Consider the following 19,484-nt stretch of genomic DNA (forward strand, 5'->3'; position numbering starts at 1 on the left):
GGAAAATGAGATTAACAAAGCTATAGCTTTGTATTTATCAACAATCAGAAGGTCATTACAATTTTTATTCCGTTTCGTACAAGGAGAATATTGATGACCAGACCTAAGAAAATTGCCATCGTCGGTGCCGGCATTGCAGGAATGGCACTTGGCATACTCGCGACCCGACAGGGCCATCAGGTCAGCCTGTTTGAGCGTGGAAGAAACGTGTCTGACATGGGCGCAGGCGTGACATTATGGCCCAATGCCATGTTCGTCATGCATAAGATGGGTCTGGACGAAAAAATTAAACAGACAGGAGGTGTACCGTGCATGATGCGCCAGTTTGATAGAAATGGTTGCCTCCAGACGCAATTCGACATTTCAGCAGTAAATTCACTTTGTGGTTTTCCGAGTGTGACAGTGTTACGGCGTGAGCTGATGGGCTTACTGGCCAGTGCGTTTGCGAGTCTGGGCAGAGAGATTACGTTCAATCGAGCAATCAGTGCAGCGGACGTAATGAAGCTAAGCCAGGCGTTTGATCTGGTCGTCGGCGCGGACGGTCGCATGAATTCGGTTGTCCGCCAGGCATTATATTCGGAAGAAGTCACACCTCGTTATCATGGTTTTGTGAATGTAATCGGGGTGGCAAGACAGCCAAAGTGCCTCCTGAACAATGCGATCGATGATTTCCGTGGTCAGGGTGAGCGTTTTGGAATCGTTCCGGTAAAGAATGAGTGGTGCTATTGGGCAGGGGCCTGGAACACGCCTGCTGATAATAAATTTTCTCAGGCATACTGGTACGATGAGCTAAATCAGCGCTTTCAGGACTGGCCTGAGCCGGTGCGGAAGGTGTTACTGTCATGCGACAGAGCATCTGTGAAGGGTATATTGGTGCATGATGTCGATCCGCTTCCTTTTTGGCATAAAGATAATGTCTTACTCATCGGGGATGCGGCTCATGCTTCTCTGCCCACCTCCGGGCAGGGAGCGTGTCAGGCGCTGGAAGATGCATGGCGTCTGACATGTATACTGGAAGAGATAGAGGATCCGGTCATTGCTCTGCAACACTTTTACCACCAGAGACACAGTAAAACTGCCGCAGCGCAGCTGGTGGGAAGGCAATTAGCGAAGAAAATTTTTTCTGAACAACCCGAACCCCTGCTGCCTGCATCCACTGTTTCCGTTGCACAACTCAGTCAGTTCTGGATGCAGGGTTTAAACCTATAGCCCTCTGAAACCAGATCAAAGAGAGGCGGTAGGGTTGCAGGTCAGGCTAAGAGCAAACGGGCGAAGTTATACCGTCATAACGCCGCAATGATTGCCGCTTCTATTTTTTCCGGTGAGGTGATGGGGGCAAAACGTCTTAACGGCTGGCCGTCGCGTCCGACGAGAAACTTCGTAAAGTTCCACTTGATTCGCCTGCCCGCGAGGCCAGGTAATTCCGTCTTAAGATAATCAAACAGCGGATGTGCTGCGGCTCCGTTAACCTCGGTTTTTTCAAACATCGGGAAGCTTACCCCGTAGTTAATATGGCACGTCTGCGCAATCTCACTGGCAGTGCCGGGCTCCTGCTTGCCAAACTGGTTGCAGGGGAAACCGAGTATCACCAGCCCCTGTGCCGCGTACTTCTGCCAGAGCGCTTCAAGGCCCGCATACTGGCGCGTAAACCCGCAGTGGCTGGCGGTATTCACCACCAGAACCAGCTTACCGGCGTAGTCAGACATTGAAACCGGCTCACCCTGCAGGCGGGTTGCGGAGAATTGGTAAAAAACGGTCATGCGGGTGGCCTCAGATCTCAACAGATTCTGCGATGATATCATCAACATCCTGCAGGGTTTACTGCTGTTAATGATAATCAGACGCCGCAACAGTAAAACAGGCATACTTCAGGTGCATTGTTGCACGAGGTGAGTGAATGGACAGGATCACAGCGCTTATCGTCTTTGCAGAGACGGCAAAGCGAGGCAGCATAACGGCGGCGGCAGAGCATCTGGGCCTGTCGCGGGCTATGGCATCACGCTACATTGCGCTGATGGAGGAGTGGACAGGTTCGCGTCTGCTGCACCGCACGACACGCAAACTCAGCCTGACCGTCGCCGGCGAGCAGGCACTGCTGCTGTGTCAGGAGATCAGGACGCTCGTCGACGGACTTACCGCGATGGGGCCGGGGATCACTGCCGTACCGAGAGGTAAACTGAAAGTCACCGCTGACGCCCTGCTGGCCGAGTGCTGCCTGACGGGCATGCTGATCGATTTTCTGCAAATCTACCCGGAAATAGAGGTTACTCTGCAGGTTACAGGCAGGTCGCTTGATCTGGCAGAAGAGGGGATCGATCTGGCTATCCGCATCGCCGCCACACTCGCCCCGGCGCTTTACGCGCGTCACCTCGGATACTGCTCCTCAGTGCTGTGCGCCAGCAAAGCCTATCTGGATAAACAGGGCACCCCCGGCAGCCTGCGCGAGCTGCAGGCTCATAACTGTCTGACCTATAGCTGTTTTGGTCATGCGTGGCGGTTTCATCATGAAAATGAAGTTATCGACCTGCCCGTAACAGGCAGTATCAGCACCAATGAAGCAGCGATTTTGCTGAAAGCGGTAAAAATGGGGGGCGGAATGGCTGTGCTCCCGCTGTTTGCCGTGCAGGAGGAGATTGCAGCGGGCAGGTTAGTCAGGCTGCTGCCGGAATATGAACCCAATCGGCTGGCGGTCAGTGCAGTCTATCTCACGCAGAAAAAGATGCCGCAGGCGCAGCGCGTACTGATCGACTATCTGGTCAAGCACCTCAGGCTGCCCTGAGGTGCGTCTCTGCGCTTCGACCATTAATAACCCACGGTAAAGCGCTGGTTAGCGTGCGCCGGGGTTTCAATCTCATCAGCCATCGCAATGGCGTAATCTTCAAACGAAATGCTGCTACCCTGCTCATTGGTCAGCAGCGTATCTTTCCCCAGGCGAAATTTACCGGTGCGTTCGCCCGCCGTGAACAGGGCGGATGGCGAAAGAAAGGTCCAGGTAAGGTCATGCTGCGCACGCAGTTTTTCCAGAAAGCGCACGCCCGCCTCAGCTTCCGTTTTGTACATTTCCGGGAAGGTGGGGGTATCGATCACTTTTACGCCTGGCGCAACTTCCAGGCTGCCTGCGCCGCCAACAACGTAATAGCGTTTTACACCTGACGCTTTTACCGCGTCTATCAGTTTATCGGGATCGCTGGCGCTGAAGTGTACTGAGCTGATCACGGCATCGTGCCCGGCCAGCACCTCTGCCAGCGCCTGCGGATCGTTGATATCACCCGCGGCCGGAATAACGCCTTCAGCTGGCGCAATCTTATCCGCATTGCGCGCAATAGCCGTTACGGTATGGCCGCGTGCAGTCAGTTCGTGAAGAATGCGGGAACCCGCCTGTCCGGATGCGCCAATCAATGCAATTTTCATTTTGCTGCTCCTGAGTGTTATCGGGCCTCTGAGGCCGTTGCTGATAACACACACTCTATCTGTACGCTGCAAAGGGATAAACAGCACTACAGGGGACAAACTGTTGCATAAAATGAGCGAATCACCTGTTTACGCTTAAGCCGGGGCAGGGCGTTGCGGGCGATTAAACGAGAGTGTGAAATATCTGAAATTATCGAATCTGGTGACGATGTCTCAGGATAGTGATGCTGACGCCGCATAATTTGGTCAGCCGTTGCCAGCCGGGTTGAGGTCTGTCAGCTATGATTGTTTCACCGGTTTAAAAAGGGAGAAATAGCATGAAATGTCCGGCATGTGGCTCAGAAGCTTTTGTTTACGACACGCGAGATGTACCGCTCAATACAGGTAATCCCGATGACATCGTACCCGATGTTAAAGGCAGCCATTGCATGGCCTGCGCCCAGGTGATTATGGATAAGGCTGAGGCTGATTCATATCTGGAAAAGGTTAATGCGCGGGAAGCTGCGGCAGCTGATACAAAGTGACAGAAGAGCCCGCACGCTGCGGGCGCTTCATGCCTTACAATCCTGTCAGCGTAATATGCTTTTTTATTGTCAGCGCTTTATAGAGGGCTGCAGCCAGGCCGCAGGGTTCAATTACGATAGTGCCAGCCAGCTTCTGTTCAGACGCCGTACTAAATGATTTGATGCGCAGCAGAGTATTAATCCCATTCACGCGCTCCAGCTCTAGCACAGCCAGCACCCGATGCTGCATTTCGCTTACCTCCGCCACTATTACGCTGACGCTGGGTGCCACGCTGTTATAGATGATGTGGCAGCGTACGCCGTTCAGATTAACGGTATCAATGATCTCATGATACAACGGCATGACTTCTTTGGTGCAGGGTACGGACGCAGCAAACATAACAGATCCCTCTAACGTGGAATTTTATTGTGCAGCCAGCATAGGCTATCTCTCCGGTGCGTAAAGGTACTGTTTTTGCAGGCAAAAAAAGCGTGCAGGCGTGATGATCACAAACGTTATCGCCGCCTTCATATTAGAGTGGCACTGATAAAAAGCGAAGCGTGGTGGCTTTATCGGGGATTAGTGCAAATTTGACTTAAAAAAACCCGCGCAGGGCGGGCAAATTATTCCAGAAATTACCATCTTCGTACGCGCGTGCATCGCATGTGCAGTGCGCACTCAACAGATTACAGTCTTAGTCTTAAGCTAACTTTAAGATTATTCTTTGCCCGAAACGATCGTGACTTTTATTGCGGCGCGTTTCTGAACGTTTCAGATATCAACGCAGAAGTGACGTAACCGCATCGCTCTGCCGCCATTGCCCGTCGTCGCGGGCAGGCGCCAGAGGAGATGAACAGGGCGCGCATCCGATCGCTGCAGAAACGGTTGCGCCGGTTTGCTCCCGTATTATGAAAAGGCGAATGCCGGTGCTGCGGCTGAGTCGCCGGTCGCTGCCGGGGCGGTTTCAGGCTCGGCGGTGAGAATAAATTTCGCCGCCAGCTGGCTGAGCATCTCTGCCTGATCCTGCAGGGACTGCGAGGCGGCAGAAGCCTGCTCCACCAGCGCGGCGTTCTGCTGCGTTACGTCATCCATCTGATTGACGGCCTGCTGAACCTGCATTATGCCCTGACTCTGCTCAACGGCGGCGGCGGCAATCTCGCCCATCAGAGCGCTGACCTGATGAATGGCATCATTCATTATCTGCATATTCTGGCTGACGTGGCTGGCCTGTGCGGCCCCGGCTTCAGTCAGGCGATGTGCGTTTTCAATCAGCACTTTAATTTCCCGTGCCGCAGACGTTGAACGCTGCGACAGGTTCCGCACTTCACCGGCAACAACGGCAAAGCCTTTGCCGTGTTCGCCGGCGCGAGCGGCTTCAACAGCAGCGTTCAGCGCCAGAATATTGGTCTGAAAAGCGATCCCTTCTATCAGCGAGACAATCTCGGTGACGCTGCGTGAGCTGCTGCGGATATCACCCATGGTGGTGAGCAGGGTAGTGAGTGACTGGCTACTCTGTTCCGACAGCGTACTGGCATGTTCTGCCAGACTGCTGGCCTGACGGGTGTTATCAGCCGTCTGGCGTACGGTTTCGCCCAGCTCGGTCATGCTGGCAGAGGTCTGCTCCAGCGAAGCCGCCTGCTCTTCTGAACGTGCCGAGAGATCCTGATTACCGGCGCTGATTTCTGCCGCTGCTCCGCTGACCGAACGGGACGCGTGCTGCACCGCCGACAGTGAGGTGGCCACGTTACCTATCAGCGTGTTGAATGCCTGAGCCATATTACCCACCTCATCGCGGCGCGTAGCGTCAGCATTCAGAGTCAGATCGAGATTATCACTGGCGCGCAGCATGACCTGACCGGCGTGGCTCAGGCTGCGACGAATGCGCAGCACTGTCAGGGTCGCGAAGATACCAAAAACAACGACCGTCGCGACCACGCCGGCGATGGTGGCCCACAGGACATTATGGAATGTTGCGCGGTTGGCAGCGCGCAGCGTATTGCTGATAGTGATGTTCAGTTCCAGCTGCTGCTGATAGCCGCGGATAAGCTCCCGGATAGCGGCGCCGATCCCCTGTTCGCCTTCAATCAACGCCAGGCTGACCGCGTTTTGATGCTGACGGGAGGCGCTGAGAAATGCCGGAAGGTGGTCGTTAACGCGTTGCAGGCTGGCGTAGGCGACTTCAGTAAGGCGCTTATCCTCCTCGCTCGATATCTCATGCGCGAGATAATAATCGGTATGCGTTTTCAGCAGCCCGAGCTGTTGATGAATGCTGCTTTCCACTACCGGGAGCGCGCGCTCATCAGGCTGAGACTGATGCTTATAGAGCAGCAACGCCAGCTGATTGCTCTGATCCACCAGCTCACTGAGATCTTTTATTGAAGGGATGGCATTGTCCTGGACGAATTCAAAGCGCTCCTGAAAGCCTGAGAGCAGGGAGATAGCCAGAAGAGCCTGTAGAATAATCGCGCCGAACAGCATAGAAAACGTGAGCAGCAGGCGTTGCGAGATGGTCATATTATTATCCTTAATAGCGTTACACCCCGGCGCAAAGGCACACAAAAAGCAGGGTCGATGGAGGTTCATCGGCAGCAGGATAAAATAGTTAAGGATTTTTTCGTGACGGCGTTAACAGTTAGTGCATCAGGCGGGTAAAAATGCGGAGCCGGCGATCGGCTCCGCGGGGGAATGGGTTACGGACGGCGGAACAGCGCCAGGCTGCGCCCTTCCAGTTCGAAATCCTGCTCCTGAGTGATGACCAGGCCCTCATTGGCGGTCTCTGACGTGGTCAGCTCCAGCACCCAGCCGCCTTCACCAAACTGCGGAATGCGGAACGGCACATTGCCTTCAAACGGGTTAAACAGCATCAGCACGTCGTGCCAGATGCCTTCTTCCGGCTGCAGATCGGGACGGCCAATATAGACGCCCAGCGTGGAGCCTTCTTCCCACTGCTCCGACTGCTGGAAACCACCGCCGGCGTTAAACCATTTGATGTCCATGCCGTCGCGCCAGCTTTCGCGGCGCAGCAGCGGCTGTTTAGCACGCAGGGCAATGACGCGTTTGGTAAATTCACGCAGCGCGTCAGCCGACGGCGGCAGGTTTTCCCAGTGGAGCCAGGAGATATCACTATCCTGACAGTAGCCATTGTTATTGCCCATCTGGCTGCGACCAAACTCATCGCCTGCAAGCAGCATCGGCGTACCGTGGGAGAAGAGCAGCGTGGCGAGGAAGTTGCGTTTCTGACGTTCGCGCACGGCGACAATTCCCTCATCTTCGGTTGCGCCTTCAGCACCGTAGTTATATGAGCGGTTATCGTTATGACCGTCGTTGTTATCCTCGCCGTTATCGTCGTTGTGTTTCTCGTTGTAGGAAACCAGGTCATTCAGCGTGAACCCGTCATGGGCGGTAATAAAGTTGACGCTGGCCCACGGACGACGACCGCGCTGATCGTAGAGATCGCCGGAACCGAGCAGGCGCGCGGCGAAGTCCGTCGAGACGTTGTCACCTTTCCAGTATTCACGCACCGTATCGCGATATTTATCGTTCCACTCCGCCCAGCCCGGCGGGAAGCCACCAACCTGATAGCCGCCAGGGCCGATGTCCCACGGCTCACCAATCAGCTTGAGTTTAGACAGCACCGGATCCTGCGTTACCGCGTCAAAGAAACCGCCGCGCTGATCGAAGCCCTCCGGCTCACGGCCGAGGATGGTGCCGAGATCGAAGCGGAAGCCATCAATATGCATCGATTCTGCCCAGTAGCGCAGCGAATCAGTCACCAGCTGCAGTACCCGCGGATGCGAGGTATTTACCGTGTTTCCGGTACCGGTGTCATTGATATAGTAACGATGCTGGTCCGGCAGGGTGCGATAGTAAGAGAAGTTATCGATACCCTTAAAGGAGAGCGTCGGGCCAAGCTCGTTACCTTCAGCGGTATGGTTGTAGACCACATCGAGGATCACTTCGATGCCGGCATCATGGAAGCTGCGCACCATATCGCGAAAGCCCTGAATGCCGCGCGGACCAAAATAACGTGTAGCGGGTGCAAAAAACGCCAGCGAATTGTAGCCCCAGAAGTTTTTCAGGCCTCTGTCCAGCAGATGCTGATCGTCCGGGAACCAGTGTACCGGCAGCAGTTCTACTGACGTGATACCCAGGCTTTTGATGTAATCCACCGTGGCTTTATTACCCATGCCATCGTAGGTGCCGCGCATGTTTTCCGGGATTAGCGGGTTGAGCTGTGTGAAGCCCTTAACGTGGGTTTCATAGATCAGCGTCTGAGACCAGGGAATGGAAGGCCGGTTCTGATCCTGCCAGTCAAACTCATTCGGGTTTACCACCCGGCATTTAGGCGTAAACGGACCGCTGTCGCGGCTGTCAAAGGTCAGATCTTTATCTTCATGCAACAGTTCGTAAGCAAAATGCGCTTCGTTCCAGTCGATATCGCCCTGCAGTTCCCGCGCATACGGATCGATCAGAAGTTTGTTCGGGTTAAAGCGATGACCGTTTTCCGGATCATAAGGGCCGTGCACGCGATAGCCATACAGCGCACCCGGCTGCAGGCCGGGCACATAGCCGTGCCATACTTCATGCGTATATTCCGGCAGATCAAAGCGGGCAATCTCATGCTGACCGCTCGGATCATACAGGCAGAGTTCAACCCGCTCAGCGTGTGCGGAGAAAAGGGCGAAGTTAACGCCTTCCCCATCAAAGTTAGCGCCGAGCTGATACCCTGTACCAGCCGTAATCTCAACAGGCTTACCGTTTGACATTTAATCCTCTCCATTCAGTGAACAGATATGCAGGCATAACTTCAGTTCCATCAGTCAGGGTTAGCTGCTGAGCAGGACCAGCGGTGCGCTGTAATTCAGGTTTTCCAGCGCGATACTGTCGGTGATAGCGTAGGTTTCTCCATTCAGGACGTTCAGCCACTTGCGGTGCGACAGCGTTTCGCTCAGCGCAACCGAGACGTCTGCCCACTGGGCATCAGCAAAGATCAGGCGCGGAGCAATTACAATCAGTGCACCCGTTTCAGACTGACGGGCATAGGCCACCACTTTTTCTGCATGTTCACCGCTGGCGTCCAGCGCTTCATAGTCGCCAAAACGAAAGAGCGCGGCGTGGTCGCGGCGCAGGTGAAGCAGGCGCATAACCATCTGCTGTTTCAGGCTGCCGCTCAGCCAGCCCTGCTGACTGGTAAAGTCAGGGAAGGCGTCAGCATCAAGCTGGCTGACCAGAGTTGCAAAATCGGGTTCGCGGCGGTTGTCCGGATCGACCAGGCTGAAATCGAGCGCTTCACAGCCCTGATAGATATCAGGCACGCCGGGTGCGGTAAGTTTGATCACCGTCTGGGTAAAGCTGTTCACCAGGCCGGCGCGGATAAACGGCTGCAGCGCCTGGGCAAAATCCGTGAGAAATGCAGCGTTTTCTGCAGCGAACAGGTGACGTACGTAATCCAGTACCGCATTTTCATAGGCTTCATTACTGTCTGCCCAGTCGGTGCGCAGCTTCGCTTCGCGCAGCGCCTTTTCCACAAACGGAATAAAGCGTTCGCACAGCGCGTCCAGTCCGGTGCGATCGTCCGGCTGCAGCGTCGCAGGCCAGACACCGGCCAGCGCCTGATAGAGCATCCACTCAACGGCGGGTTCCGGCGCGGGGCCATCCGCCAGCTCCTGAACGCGCTCCTGATTAAGCTGCTGCCAGCGCGTCACGTTCTCTGCCCACTCATCCGGCGCTTCGCTCAGGGTATAGAGCCGCGCGCGCGCATCCTCTCCGCGTTTGGTATCGTGCGTGGAAGTGCTGGAGATAGCGTCAGGCTGGTGCTGAAGACGGGTCTGCATCTCCTGATGAAAATGTGCCAGTGAGAACGCGTGCGGCAGCGGCTCTGCACCCACTTCATTAATCGCAAGCGCCACGTGATTGCGGAAAAACAGCGTATCTTCAACCGATTTCGCCATCAGCGGTCCGGTCAGCTGCTGGAAACGGGCGCGGAACTCCGCCGCCAGCGCTTCACCCTCTTCGCTGACTGCACCCAGCAGCAGCGCCTGCAGGAAACTGAGGGTAGCAGGGAACGCGCTATGCTTTACGCCCTCAAGCACGCTGAGCAGACGCTCTTCGCCCACCAGCGGCATACCCGCTGCCCGACCATAAGTGCGATAGACCGGGAAAGCAATCAGCAACTCGCGCAGCGCCACGTGCAGCTCCGCCTCACCAAAATTGCGATGCTCCAGTCCGGCAGCATCGGTTGCCAGCGAGAGCAGCCGGCTGAATTCGCCGGCAAAATTACGGTCAACCATCAGCTCGCGCGCCGCGCGCAGACCGGCTTCAACGTCATTGCGCTCGCGCGTGGCTGACTCATAGGCGAGACGCAGCGTGTCGATTTTTGTATCGTCAATCAGCACATGCGAGAGCGCCGCAATAAACTCATAGCCGGTTGTACCGGAGACGGACCACTCTTTCGGCAGCTGTTCACCGTCGGCCAGAATTTTCTCTACGGTGATGTAACACCCTTCACCGGCCGCCGTGCGGAGCTGCTGCAGATAACCCAGCGGATCGGCGAGGCCATCAACGTGATCGACACGCAGGCCGCTAACCGCGCCGCTGCGCACCAGCGACAGGATAAGTCGGTGCGAATCCTCAAAGACCACCGGATCTTCGACGCGTACGCCTGCCAGCCCGGTGATCTCAAAAAAGCGGCGATAGGAGAGGGCGCTACGCGCTTCACGCCAGTTCATAAGCTGCCACGGCTGCTCCTCGTGCAGCTGAGTAATGGCGGCGGGGTCCGTCAGCGCCAGTAGTTCTGCTTCACGTCCCTGCCAGCTCGCAGGCGTCAGCGGATAGTAGCTGTCGAAATACGCCAGCGCCGGTTTACCGCTCTGCGGATCGGCTTTAATCGTGATCTCACCTTTTTCCAGTACGCGATCGAAATCGTCACCGAGAAACGGCAGCGTCAGTCTGCGCGACCAGTCGATATCAAAATAGCGCGCATACTGGCTCTCCTGTCCATGCTCAATCACATCACGCCACCAGGCATTCTCCAGTGAAGCCGCCATATGGTTAGGCACAATATCCAGGATCAGCTCCATGCCGGCGGCCTGCAGCGCTGCGCTCAGTCGATCAAAGCCCGCTCTGCCGCCGATAGCCGGATCGATTTCGTTGGCATCGGTGACGTCGTAGCCGTGCGTTGACTCTTTCGTCGCGGTAAAAATGGGTGAAGCATACAGATGGCTGATGCCCAGCTTCTGCAGGTAAGGCACCAGTTCCGTGGCACGATCAAAGGTCATGCCGTTGCGAAACTGAATGCGATAAGTGGAGGTCGGGATAGTCATGCTGCTGCTCCTGGTGCCAGACGGACAATAATGGCGTTCTGCGCGAGTTCATGTTGCTCCTGCGGCCAGGCAAACAGCGTTTCGCCTGGCATATCAGGAAGTGCCTGAGCAGTATTGCCCAGATTAAAAGCCATAGAGAGCGTGCCCTGCGGGAAGCGCCACTTCACGGCGACGTAGCCATCACCGGTCGCCAGTACCTGACCGCTGTGACCCCCGGCCGTCGCCAGCAGCGGAACCAGATGCTGCTGACGCAGCGACAGCAGCGTGCGCGTCAGCGCCAGCCAGGCTTTGCCCTCGCAGCTGGTCGTCTTCGCCCAGTCGAGCTTTGAACGCCGGAATGTCTCTTCCGCGTTGGGATCCGGCACCTCATCGTCATGTCCGGCATGGCCGGTAAACTCGCGTGCACGTCCTTCACGCACCGCTTTCGCCAGATCGCCGTGAAAGTCGGTAAAAAACAGAAACGGATTAGTTTCACCATATTCTTCGCCCATAAACAGCAGCGGGATATGCGGTGACAGCAGCAGAGCCGAGTAGAGCACTTTGGTACGCGCCTCTCCGGCCAGCGTGATCAGGCGATCGCCCTGTGCCCGGTTGCCCACCTGATCGTGATTCTGAATAAAATCAACAAACGCCACCGGGGGCTGGCCTGCACTCGGTACGCCGCGCGTCTCACCGCTCTGGGCCGAGACCTCACCCTGATAGGCAAATCCCTCGGTCAGAATACGCGCGACTTTTTTCTCCGGCGCATCGGCAAAATCCTGGTAGTAGGCGTGAGTTTCACCGGTTGCCAGCACATGAATAGCGTTATGGAAATCGTCGTTCCACTCTCCGCTGAAGAGCGGAGTATTGCCCTGTTCATCGCGCGGATGCAGGAAGATCACGTTTCGTGAATCTTCCGTGGTGAGGTGTGCCGGACGGTCCGGGATTTCATGACGAATGCGCTCTGCAATTTCAATCAGCACATGTTTATCTGAGCTGTCTTCAATCTGATCGATAGCGTCAAAACGCAGGCCGTCGAGGCGATACTCTTTCAGCCAGTAGAGCGGCGCCTCAGAGATGTAGCGGCGGGCCGCATCCACATCGTAGGCGATACCGGCCCCCCAGGGGGTCTGGCGCTCTTCATGGAAAAACTGCGGGGCCAGCAGCGGCAGATAGTTGCCTTCAGGACCGAAGTGATTCAGCACAATGTCCAGCACCACGGAGAGGTTAAGCGCATGCGCCGCGTCAACAAACGCTTTGAAATCATCCGGGCTGCCGTAAGCGGTGTGTGGCGCATAGAGCAGGACGCCGTCATAGCCCCAGCCGCGATTACCGCCAAACTGCGACACCGGCAGCACCTCAATCATGGTGATACCCAGCTCAGCCAGCTGCGGCAGTTTTTCAATAGCTGCACGAAAGGTCCCTTCAGGCGTAAAGGTTCCGATATGCAGCTCATACACCACCGTCTCCTGCCATGGACGTCCGCGCCACTCGGTCTGCTGCCAGCGGTAGCTTTGGGGATCGATGACCAGTGACGGACCGTTAACCTCTGCTTTTTGCGCCCGCGAAGCCGGGTCAGGCACCACGCTGCCATCGGCCAGCACGTAGTGATATTCTGCACCTGGCGTCACCCCTGACTGTGACAGGGTAAACCAGCCATCTTTTTCCGCCTGCATAGGATAATCAGTACCGTTCAGGCGCAGGGCTACCTGCTGCTGACCCGGTGCCCAGAGACGAAAACGCACGGTGCCGTCAGCCAGGATTTCAGCACCCCAGGATTTTTCCAACGTTGTGGATTCCATTCTATTGCCTCGTTAAGCCCCGCGCGGGGCAATGGACGACATCAAGCGATTCGCATTCCCGAAATCATTTACTCTATGAAATAAAAGGCTAATCACCCCGGTAATGAAGAAAGGTCTCAGGTAAAGTGCTGAGTACCCTGAAAATCATAGCCTATATTTGGAAATATAAGTCCGGGCGCGCCGTAAAGTCGTTGCAGAAGTAAATTTTCCGATTTGTGCGGCAAAACATTTATTTTTGCCGTCATAGGCTACGGTTATGGTTACGCATGTAAGCGATGCGCCAATAAAGCCAGACGGCTTTCACCGTCAAACAGGAGAGCACTTATGAACGAAGATCGCATCAGTGGAAACTGGAAGCAGTTCAAAGGAAAAGTGAAAGAGAAATGGGGTCAGCTGACTGACGACGATATGGACGTTGCCGACGGCAAACGCGATCAGCTGCTGGGCCGCATTCAGGAACGCTACGGCTACGGTAAAGACCAGGCAGAAAAAGAGCTGAAAGACTGGGAAGATAGCAACAAGTATCACTGGTAAGTCTTAGCTTCCCGGCACGTTCGTGCCGGGATATTTTGTTTCAGCACATCGCCTTTTCCCGCTATGTTTATTCCTCTCCCGCTGCTATTTCTGCGCTGGCACTCATCAGTCGTTATTATAATGGCCGCTTATGGTCGTCTTTATTTAAACTCAGCAGCGCGACAAAACTAATCAGTGCGGTAATCATCACGTACCATGCCGGAATATCCGGATTTCCGGTTTGTTTGATCAGCCCTGAAATAATCAGCCCGGCGCAGCCGGAAAATAACGCGTTTGAGAGGGCATAGGCGAAACCCAGGCCGGTGTACCGCACCCGCGTGGGAAACATCTCTGCCAGCATGGCGGGTCCCGGGCCTGCCAGCATGCCGACCAGCGCACCAGCCACAAAGACCACCAGCGCTTTCGTTAACAGCCCGGAAGCGGGATTTTGCAACACCCCAAGCAGCGGAAGGGCGAAGATCAGCAGCATAAAGGTGGCAACCAGCATAATGGTACGCCTGCCGATGCGATCGCTCAGCCAGCCGGCGGGCAGAATAGTGGTGGCAAAACCGAGGTTTGAGATCACGGCAATCAGCAGCGCCTGATTAAAGCCGGTATGCAGCGTGGTTTGCAGATAGGTTGGCATAATCACCAGATAGGTGTAGCCCGCCGCTGACCAGACCATCAGGCGGCTGATGGCAAGCGCAATGGCGCGCAATGTGGCGGTGAAAGAAGCGCGTTCCGGCGCCGGAGCCTGCCGCGCAGCGTTAAACTGCGGCGACTCATCCAGCCCGGCCCGCAGCCAGAGTGCAGCGCCTCCCAGCGGCAGCGCCAGCAAAAACGGCAGTCGCCATCCCCAGGCGAACATCGCCTCTTCACCGATAAGCAGCGGGATCAGCGCGACGGTCGCCGCACCGGCCAGCAGGCCGCACGCCACCGTTAGCGACTGCCACGCACCATACAGGCCCCGTTTGCCTGGCGGGGCGGCTTCCGTCATCAGCGACACCGCGCCGCCATACTCGCCACCGGCAAACAGGCCCTGCAGAATACGCAACAGCGTCAGCATTAACGGCGCGGCAAGACCGATAGCCGCATAGTCCGGCACCAGCCCGATAGCAGCCGTCACCAGCGTCATCATGATCAGTACGCCGATAAGCACCGGTTTACGTCCGTGACGATCGCCCAGCCGGCCAAAAATAATCGCGCCGAGCGGACGGAAAAAGAACGCCACGGCGAAGGCGGCCCAGGTCAGGATGATACTGGTGCCGGCACGCTCATCCGGCAGCTGGAAAAAGTGCCTGGCAATAATCGGGGCCATAAAGCCATAAACGGCAAATTCATACCATTCGATAAAATTGCCAACCGAACCGGCGACGATAATACGTCGATGCGCTGGCATCATCTGAGCAGGCATAGCCTATCCTTATAGACAGAAGCGTAGAGAAGAGAGCTGTAAAGCGGCATTAAGGCATAGATTTCAATGCGGTGTCTGTGAGGCGCACGCAATTGCAGGCAAAAAAAAGGCCACCCGAAGGTGGCCAGCGTGACAGCGTATCAGGCAGTTTTTTGCTGCTTTTTGTGTTTGCGCTGCCGGCGCAGTTTATCAATCAGGCGATGCGCTTCCGCACGGGTGGCGACCGCAGGCGATGACCCCTTCAGTGGTTTACGCGCCGTTTCGCTCAGCGTCAGCACCGTCAGCAGGCCAATAACTGCGGCGCCCATCATGTAGTAAGCAGGCATCATTTTGTTGTGCGTGGTATCCACCAGCCAGGCTGTGATTAGCGGCGTGGTGCCACCAAACAGTGAGACCGAAAGGTTGAAGCCAATCGCCAGCGCGCTATAACGGATATCGGTGACAAACAGTGCCGGCAGGGTGGCAGGCATGGTGCCGCTAAAGCAGGTATGCAGCAGACCCAGAATCGCCAGTCCGGCAAAAACCCAGTACATATTGCCGGTACCCAGCAGCATAAACGCAGGGATAGCCAGCACAATCAGGCCCAGCGCGCCAAAGCCGATAACCGGCTTGCGGCCGAGACGATCGGTAAAGTAGCCCCACATCAGCGTCAGTGGCATCATGATAAACATCACCACCATCACCAGCAGCAGGCCGGAGAGTTCGCTCAGGCCGAGGATCCCGGTAAGGTAGCTTGGCATATATGCGGTCAGCATATAGTTGGAGACGTTGAACAGCAGCACCAGCCCGATACACTTCAGCAGCGGTTTGCTCTGGGTACGCAGCATCTGCCACAGCGTCAGCGGCGGCTTGTTATGCTCCATCTCTTCACGCTGATCCATATGGTCTTTAAATGCCGGCGTCTCTTCCAGCTTCAGGCGAATATAGAGACCAAACAGACCTAGTGGTGCCGCGAGAAAGAACGGAATACGCCAGCCCCACGACATCATCTCATCATGCGGCAGGTACGCAATCATCCCGGTTACCAGGCTGGCACCCAGCAGATAGCCCGCCAGCGTGCCGAACTCCAGGAAGCTGCCCATAAAACCGCGGCGCTTATCAGTTGAATACTCGGCAATAAAGGTTGCTGCACCGCCATATTCGCCGCCGGTTGAGAAGCCCTGAACCAGACGGGCTACCAGCAGCAGAATCGGCGCCGCAATGCCGATACTGGCATAGCTCGGGATAAGACCAATACAGAAGGTGCCGATGGACATCATTACCATGGTAAAAGCGAGGACTTTCTGACGGCCAAAGCGATCGCCCAGCGGTCCGAACACCATACCGCCAATCGGACGCACGAGGAACGCGGCGGCAAAGGTACCAAATGAAGCGATAAGCTGCGCGGTATTACTGGCATCGGGGAAGAAGACCTGACCAATAATCACGGCCAGATAGCTGTATACGCCAAAATCGAACCACTCCATGGTATTACCAAGAGCAGCTGCGCCGACGGCGCGTTTTAAAAGTTTATTGTCGATGACGGTAATATCATCAACGGTCAGATCGGGTTTATTTACTGTTTCAGTGCTCATAGGCTTCCTTTGACAATGAAATAAAAGCGATCTTATAGCTTTCGCAGCCGGTTATTGCAGGGTGGAAAAGAAAGCTATAAGAGGCCGAAAGGCGAACACCTTAGGAGATAATTTTTCTTTACGCAACTTTGTGATGTATATCACTGGCAATAAGCGTAGCGCTGAAGTAAAGAACTGTCAAAAAGCGCGACGGCGGGATAACAGGTTATCGCGTTAATTGAGATTACAGAGAGATAAGACGCGATATTATGCTGGTCACCGAGCCTGTCTGGGCAGAAATATCGTAAACCCGAGATATTACTCTGTGATATACCGGTGGGCAAAAAAACGTCATTGGTTGACAGCTGCGTCAACTGCTGTCAGCTAATGTCAGGATAATTATCCTGGCCCTTCGCTTGCTGCCGCCAGCAGTGGCACAACAATGTCACTCAATGGCGTAGGCACGCCTTTGCTGCGTCCATACCGCTGTATAACCCCGTTGCGGCACTGCCACTCCAGCGGTCGACCCGCCTGCCGGTCAGCGAGAATAGAGGTGCTCAGATCGGCTGGTGCGCTCTGCAACCCTGCCAATATTTCGTGTGTGACATTGTCACTTAGAGTTGCCCCGCAGGCGCGCGCCACGTTAAGTGCTTCACTGAGATAAGCCAGCGCCAGTTCAGCAATATCTCTCCGGTTAAACATGCCTGCCCGGCGATTTGCCAGCACCATCAGGCCCGCTACCGCATTCTGTAACAGCTTGCGCCATGCCACAGAGTGAAAATCAGCGCTGAGATCGGTGCTGCAGCGCGTGCCCGCCAGAGCAGCAACGATGCGTGCTGCGCCTGGCGTATCGGGCAGCGTCAGCCGCGGCCGGGCGCGCAGCCAGACAGAGGCGTCCGCTTCGCGCTGAGCCGGAAACCAGACCACCGAAGGAATAATTTGCGCGCCATTCACCAGCGGCTGCAGCTGCGTCTGCTGTTCAATGCCGTTTTGCAGCGCGCACACCACGGTATTCTCATTGCATAATGCCCGCAGCCAGCCTGCACACTGCGCCACCTGAGTGGTTTTGACCGCAACAAACAGTAGCGTAACCGCATGACGGATAGCGACAGGATCGGTCAGCACCGGACCCGGCACCCGGATTTCGCCGTCGTCATGACGCAGCCTCAGGCATGCATGGGGCGTACGGCCACAGAGCAGCGGCGGGCGCCCGGCTTCATACAGGGCAGCTGCAACGGTGGTGCCGATAGCGCCAGGGCCGAGCAGTGCGACAGAGGAGTAATCTGACATATAAAGACTCCGGTTCAGGCTGATATTCTGCTGATAACAGAAGAGGGAAGTGCTAAGTATTATTCACGTTCGCGCAGTTGGCCGCCTGAAGCGTAATAAAACAGGTTTCTAAATAATTCTCTATGGCGGTCGCCTTTTTTTATCGGACAATCAGTAACGTAATTGTTTCCGCCGCTGCGCTGGCATCCTGATTCATATTAACTATGTTTATGACTCAAAGAATAAAAGGATGCTCTATGCGTAATCTTATATTGAGTGGATTCACCGTATTGTTGCTGTCAGGATGCGGCGCGAATAACAGTGCGTCACCGGTCAACGCTCCCGGTGCGCCCGTGGCGGGTAAAACCGCGCTGCTGGAGAGCGGCGCGGCCGCACTGCAGTCGCGCCCGCCGATTGATGCCATTAACACCTATCTGGATGGATTTCACTACTACTGTGGTGATAAACAGGGACAGATGGAAGCGCATCACTATGTTACCATTCTCAACGATGATGTGATGCAGGCAGTGATCTTCGACGGCAATAAAAAAGATGCCAAGCTGATGGGCGTTGAATATATCATCAGCGAGCGGCTGTTTAAGCAGCTTCCGGCGGGCGAGAAGAAGTACTGGCACAGCCACCGCTATGAAGTGAAATCAGGCTCTCTGATTGCGCCGGGCATCCCGGACGCCGCTGAACATGCGCTGATGGGCAAAATCGTCAATACCTACGGAAAAACCTGGCACACCTGGCATACTGACCGCGACAAAACCCTGCCGCTGGGCGAGCCAGCGCTGATGATGGGCTTTACCGCCGACGGAGAGATGAACCCGGCGCTGCTGCGCGATCGTGACCAGCGCTTTGCCGTCGACACGCAGAAAATTCGTGCGGCGCGCGCCGATCTCGACGCGCATCCGGTGGCCGCAGGCGCTGATAACTGCCAGCGCGTACATCAGGCGCACTGATCGCCACAAAATCTATCCGCAGCGTTCGCCCTGCGGATTTTTTTCGCCTGCCGCCCCCGAACCAGGTTAAAAAGAGAGATCGTTTTTCTCTGCCGTAAGGAACCAGACGTATTATGACGCTCAAACGTTATTTCACCAGCGACCAGCTGACGCTTACCACCCGGGTATTACGCTGTGAACCGCAGGATGATGGCCGCTTTCGTCTCATACTCAGTGAAACGCTGTTTCATCCGCAGGGTGGCGGACAGCCCTCCGATCGCGGAACCCTTGCCGGCGCGGCGATGCTGCAGGCGCTGCAGGAGGGCGACAATGTCGCACACTATACCGATCGGCCGGTTGAACCAGGCGAGGTGGAGCTGGTGGTGGATGGCGAGCTGCGCGAGCTGCACTCGCGTTACCACTCCGCGGGTCATTTGATCGCTTATGCCGGAGAGTCATTTGGCTGGCGTGGATATAAAGCCAACCACCGGCCAGGGGAAGGTCGCATTGTTTTTACCGCGCTGGATCAGACTCAGCCGGTTACGGCAGAGGCGCTGATGCAGCGGGCTGCAGCGCTGGTGGCGGGCAACTACCCCCGCGTGCTGGGTGAAGAGGCGGGAAAACGTATGGTGAGCTGGGGTGAACTGACCCCCTATGCCTGCGGCGGCACGCATGTGCTCAGTACCGGGGAGATCGGTGACATTGTGATTGGCAAAGTAAAAGAAAAGAAGGGTGAGCTCACGGTACAGTATAGCCTGAGCCACTAAGCGGCA

16 protein-coding genes are annotated in these 19,484 nt (G+C 55.8%); 6 read left to right on the top strand and 10 right to left on the bottom strand.

The window, feature by feature from the left end; all coding sequences use genetic code 11:
• The first annotated feature begins 93 nt into the window (after positions 1 to 93).
• Positions 94 to 1,209: an FAD-dependent monooxygenase gene (locus HA43_RS02280; protein WP_094110847.1), complete on the top strand. Its 1,116-nt coding sequence runs from the start codon at positions 94 to 96 to the stop codon at positions 1,207 to 1,209.
• A gap of 74 nt (positions 1,210 to 1,283) precedes the next feature.
• Here HA43_RS02280 and HA43_RS02285 read toward each other — a convergent pair whose 3' ends face one another.
• A complete protein-coding gene (locus HA43_RS02285) occupies positions 1,284 to 1,760 on the bottom strand; it encodes a glutathione peroxidase (protein WP_094110887.1) in 477 nt (158 codons plus the stop codon).
• A gap of 137 nt (positions 1,761 to 1,897) precedes the next feature.
• Between HA43_RS02285 and HA43_RS02290 the strand changes: the two genes are divergently transcribed.
• A complete protein-coding gene (locus HA43_RS02290) occupies positions 1,898 to 2,779 on the top strand; it encodes a LysR family transcriptional regulator (protein WP_094110848.1) in 882 nt (293 codons plus the stop codon).
• Between the two features lie 23 nt (positions 2,780 to 2,802).
• On the opposite strand, the gene HA43_RS02295 is transcribed toward HA43_RS02290, so the two are convergent.
• On the bottom strand, positions 2,803 to 3,411 hold the full coding sequence (locus HA43_RS02295) for an NAD(P)-dependent oxidoreductase (protein ID WP_094110849.1): 609 nt from the start codon (positions 3,409 to 3,411) through the stop codon (positions 2,803 to 2,805).
• A gap of 317 nt (positions 3,412 to 3,728) precedes the next feature.
• On the opposite strand from HA43_RS02295, the gene HA43_RS02300 reads away from it, so the two are divergent.
• Positions 3,729 to 3,935 (top strand): type II toxin-antitoxin system MqsA family antitoxin, encoded by a 207-nt coding sequence (locus tag HA43_RS02300; protein ID WP_094110850.1) that lies wholly within the window; start codon positions 3,729 to 3,731, stop codon positions 3,933 to 3,935.
• A gap of 34 nt (positions 3,936 to 3,969) precedes the next feature.
• On the opposite strand, the gene HA43_RS02305 is transcribed toward HA43_RS02300, so the two are convergent.
• From HA43_RS02305 to treZ, 5 genes are all read right to left on the bottom strand, one after another.
• Complete coding sequence (locus tag HA43_RS02305; protein WP_071668292.1) at positions 3,970 to 4,314, bottom strand: hypothetical protein; 345 nt, start codon at positions 4,312 to 4,314, stop codon at positions 3,970 to 3,972.
• A gap of 507 nt (positions 4,315 to 4,821) precedes the next feature.
• Positions 4,822 to 6,429: a methyl-accepting chemotaxis protein gene (locus HA43_RS02310; RefSeq protein ID WP_094110851.1), complete on the bottom strand. Its 1,608-nt coding sequence runs from the start codon at positions 6,427 to 6,429 to the stop codon at positions 4,822 to 4,824.
• Between the two features lie 176 nt (positions 6,430 to 6,605).
• Entirely contained in the window at positions 6,606 to 8,681 is a 2,076-nt protein-coding gene (glgX, locus tag HA43_RS02315) for a glycogen debranching protein GlgX (protein WP_094110852.1), read from the bottom strand.
• 60 nt (positions 8,682 to 8,741) lie between these two features.
• A complete protein-coding gene (treY, locus tag HA43_RS02320; RefSeq protein WP_094110853.1) occupies positions 8,742 to 11,237 on the bottom strand; it encodes a malto-oligosyltrehalose synthase in 2,496 nt (831 codons plus the stop codon).
• On the bottom strand, positions 11,234 to 13,018 hold the full coding sequence (treZ, locus tag HA43_RS02325) for a malto-oligosyltrehalose trehalohydrolase (protein ID WP_094110854.1): 1,785 nt from the start codon (positions 13,016 to 13,018) through the stop codon (positions 11,234 to 11,236). The genes treY and treZ overlap by 4 nt, the downstream gene beginning before the upstream one ends.
• A 324-nt stretch (positions 13,019 to 13,342) precedes the next feature.
• On the opposite strand from treZ, the gene HA43_RS02330 reads away from it, so the two are divergent.
• Positions 13,343 to 13,552 (top strand): CsbD family protein, encoded by a 210-nt coding sequence (locus tag HA43_RS02330; RefSeq protein ID WP_065647325.1) that lies wholly within the window; start codon positions 13,343 to 13,345, stop codon positions 13,550 to 13,552.
• A gap of 115 nt (positions 13,553 to 13,667) precedes the next feature.
• Here HA43_RS02330 and HA43_RS02335 read toward each other — a convergent pair whose 3' ends face one another.
• From HA43_RS02335 to HA43_RS02345, 3 genes are all read right to left on the bottom strand, one after another.
• The gene (locus HA43_RS02335; RefSeq protein ID WP_094110855.1) at positions 13,668 to 14,945 is read right to left on the bottom strand and encodes an MFS transporter; all 1,278 of its coding nucleotides are present in this window, start codon (positions 14,943 to 14,945) and stop codon (positions 13,668 to 13,670) included.
• A 140-nt stretch (positions 14,946 to 15,085) separates the two neighbouring features.
• A complete protein-coding gene (gene proP, locus HA43_RS02340) occupies positions 15,086 to 16,519 on the bottom strand; it encodes a glycine betaine/L-proline transporter ProP (RefSeq protein ID WP_094110856.1) in 1,434 nt (477 codons plus the stop codon).
• Between the two features lie 378 nt (positions 16,520 to 16,897).
• On the bottom strand, positions 16,898 to 17,788 hold the full coding sequence (locus HA43_RS02345; RefSeq protein WP_094110857.1) for an oxidoreductase: 891 nt from the start codon (positions 17,786 to 17,788) through the stop codon (positions 16,898 to 16,900).
• A 236-nt stretch (positions 17,789 to 18,024) separates the two neighbouring features.
• Here HA43_RS02345 and HA43_RS02350 point away from each other — a divergent pair, with 236 nt between their 5' ends.
• A complete protein-coding gene (locus HA43_RS02350) occupies positions 18,025 to 18,732 on the top strand; it encodes an OBAP family protein (RefSeq protein ID WP_052246560.1) in 708 nt (235 codons plus the stop codon).
• Between the two features lie 113 nt (positions 18,733 to 18,845).
• Positions 18,846 to 19,478, top strand: a complete 633-nt coding sequence (locus HA43_RS02355) for an alanyl-tRNA editing protein (protein ID WP_094110858.1) — start codon at positions 18,846 to 18,848, stop codon at positions 19,476 to 19,478.
• The last annotated feature ends 6 nt before the right edge of the window (positions 19,479 to 19,484 follow it).

The sequence above is a fragment of the Pantoea eucrina genome, assembly GCF_002095385.1.
GTDB lineage: Bacteria > Pseudomonadota > Gammaproteobacteria > Enterobacterales > Enterobacteriaceae > Pantoea > Pantoea eucrina.

Excerpts from the sequence above, each read along its gene's own strand:
- HA43_RS02285 (WP_094110887.1), bottom strand. The coding sequence starts at position 1,760 with ATGACCGTTTTTTACCAATTCTCCGCAACCCGCCTGCAGGGTGAGCCG.
- HA43_RS02345 (WP_094110857.1), bottom strand. The coding sequence starts at position 17,788 with ATGTCAGATTACTCCTCTGTCGCACTGCTCGGCCCTGGCGCTATCGGC.
- proP (WP_094110856.1), bottom strand. The coding sequence starts at position 16,519 with ATGAGCACTGAAACAGTAAATAAACCCGATCTGACCGTTGATGATATT.
- HA43_RS02290 (WP_094110848.1), top strand. The coding sequence starts at position 1,898 with ATGGACAGGATCACAGCGCTTATCGTCTTTGCAGAGACGGCAAAGCGA.
- HA43_RS02335 (WP_094110855.1), bottom strand. The coding sequence starts at position 14,945 with ATGCCTGCTCAGATGATGCCAGCGCATCGACGTATTATCGTCGCCGGT.
- HA43_RS02310 (WP_094110851.1), bottom strand. The coding sequence starts at position 6,429 with ATGACCATCTCGCAACGCCTGCTGCTCACGTTTTCTATGCTGTTCGGC.
- HA43_RS02330 (WP_065647325.1), top strand. The coding sequence starts at position 13,343 with ATGAACGAAGATCGCATCAGTGGAAACTGGAAGCAGTTCAAAGGAAAA.
- HA43_RS02355 (WP_094110858.1), top strand. The coding sequence starts at position 18,846 with ATGACGCTCAAACGTTATTTCACCAGCGACCAGCTGACGCTTACCACC.
- treZ (WP_094110854.1), bottom strand. The coding sequence starts at position 13,018 with ATGGAATCCACAACGTTGGAAAAATCCTGGGGTGCTGAAATCCTGGCT.
- glgX (WP_094110852.1), bottom strand. The coding sequence starts at position 8,681 with ATGTCAAACGGTAAGCCTGTTGAGATTACGGCTGGTACAGGGTATCAG.
- HA43_RS02295 (WP_094110849.1), bottom strand. The coding sequence starts at position 3,411 with ATGAAAATTGCATTGATTGGCGCATCCGGACAGGCGGGTTCCCGCATT.
- HA43_RS02300 (WP_094110850.1), top strand. The coding sequence starts at position 3,729 with ATGAAATGTCCGGCATGTGGCTCAGAAGCTTTTGTTTACGACACGCGA.
- treY (WP_094110853.1), bottom strand. The coding sequence starts at position 11,237 with ATGACTATCCCGACCTCCACTTATCGCATTCAGTTTCGCAACGGCATG.
- HA43_RS02350 (WP_052246560.1), top strand. The coding sequence starts at position 18,025 with ATGCGTAATCTTATATTGAGTGGATTCACCGTATTGTTGCTGTCAGGA.
- HA43_RS02280 (WP_094110847.1), top strand. The coding sequence starts at position 94 with ATGACCAGACCTAAGAAAATTGCCATCGTCGGTGCCGGCATTGCAGGA.
- HA43_RS02305 (WP_071668292.1), bottom strand. The coding sequence starts at position 4,314 with ATGTTTGCTGCGTCCGTACCCTGCACCAAAGAAGTCATGCCGTTGTAT.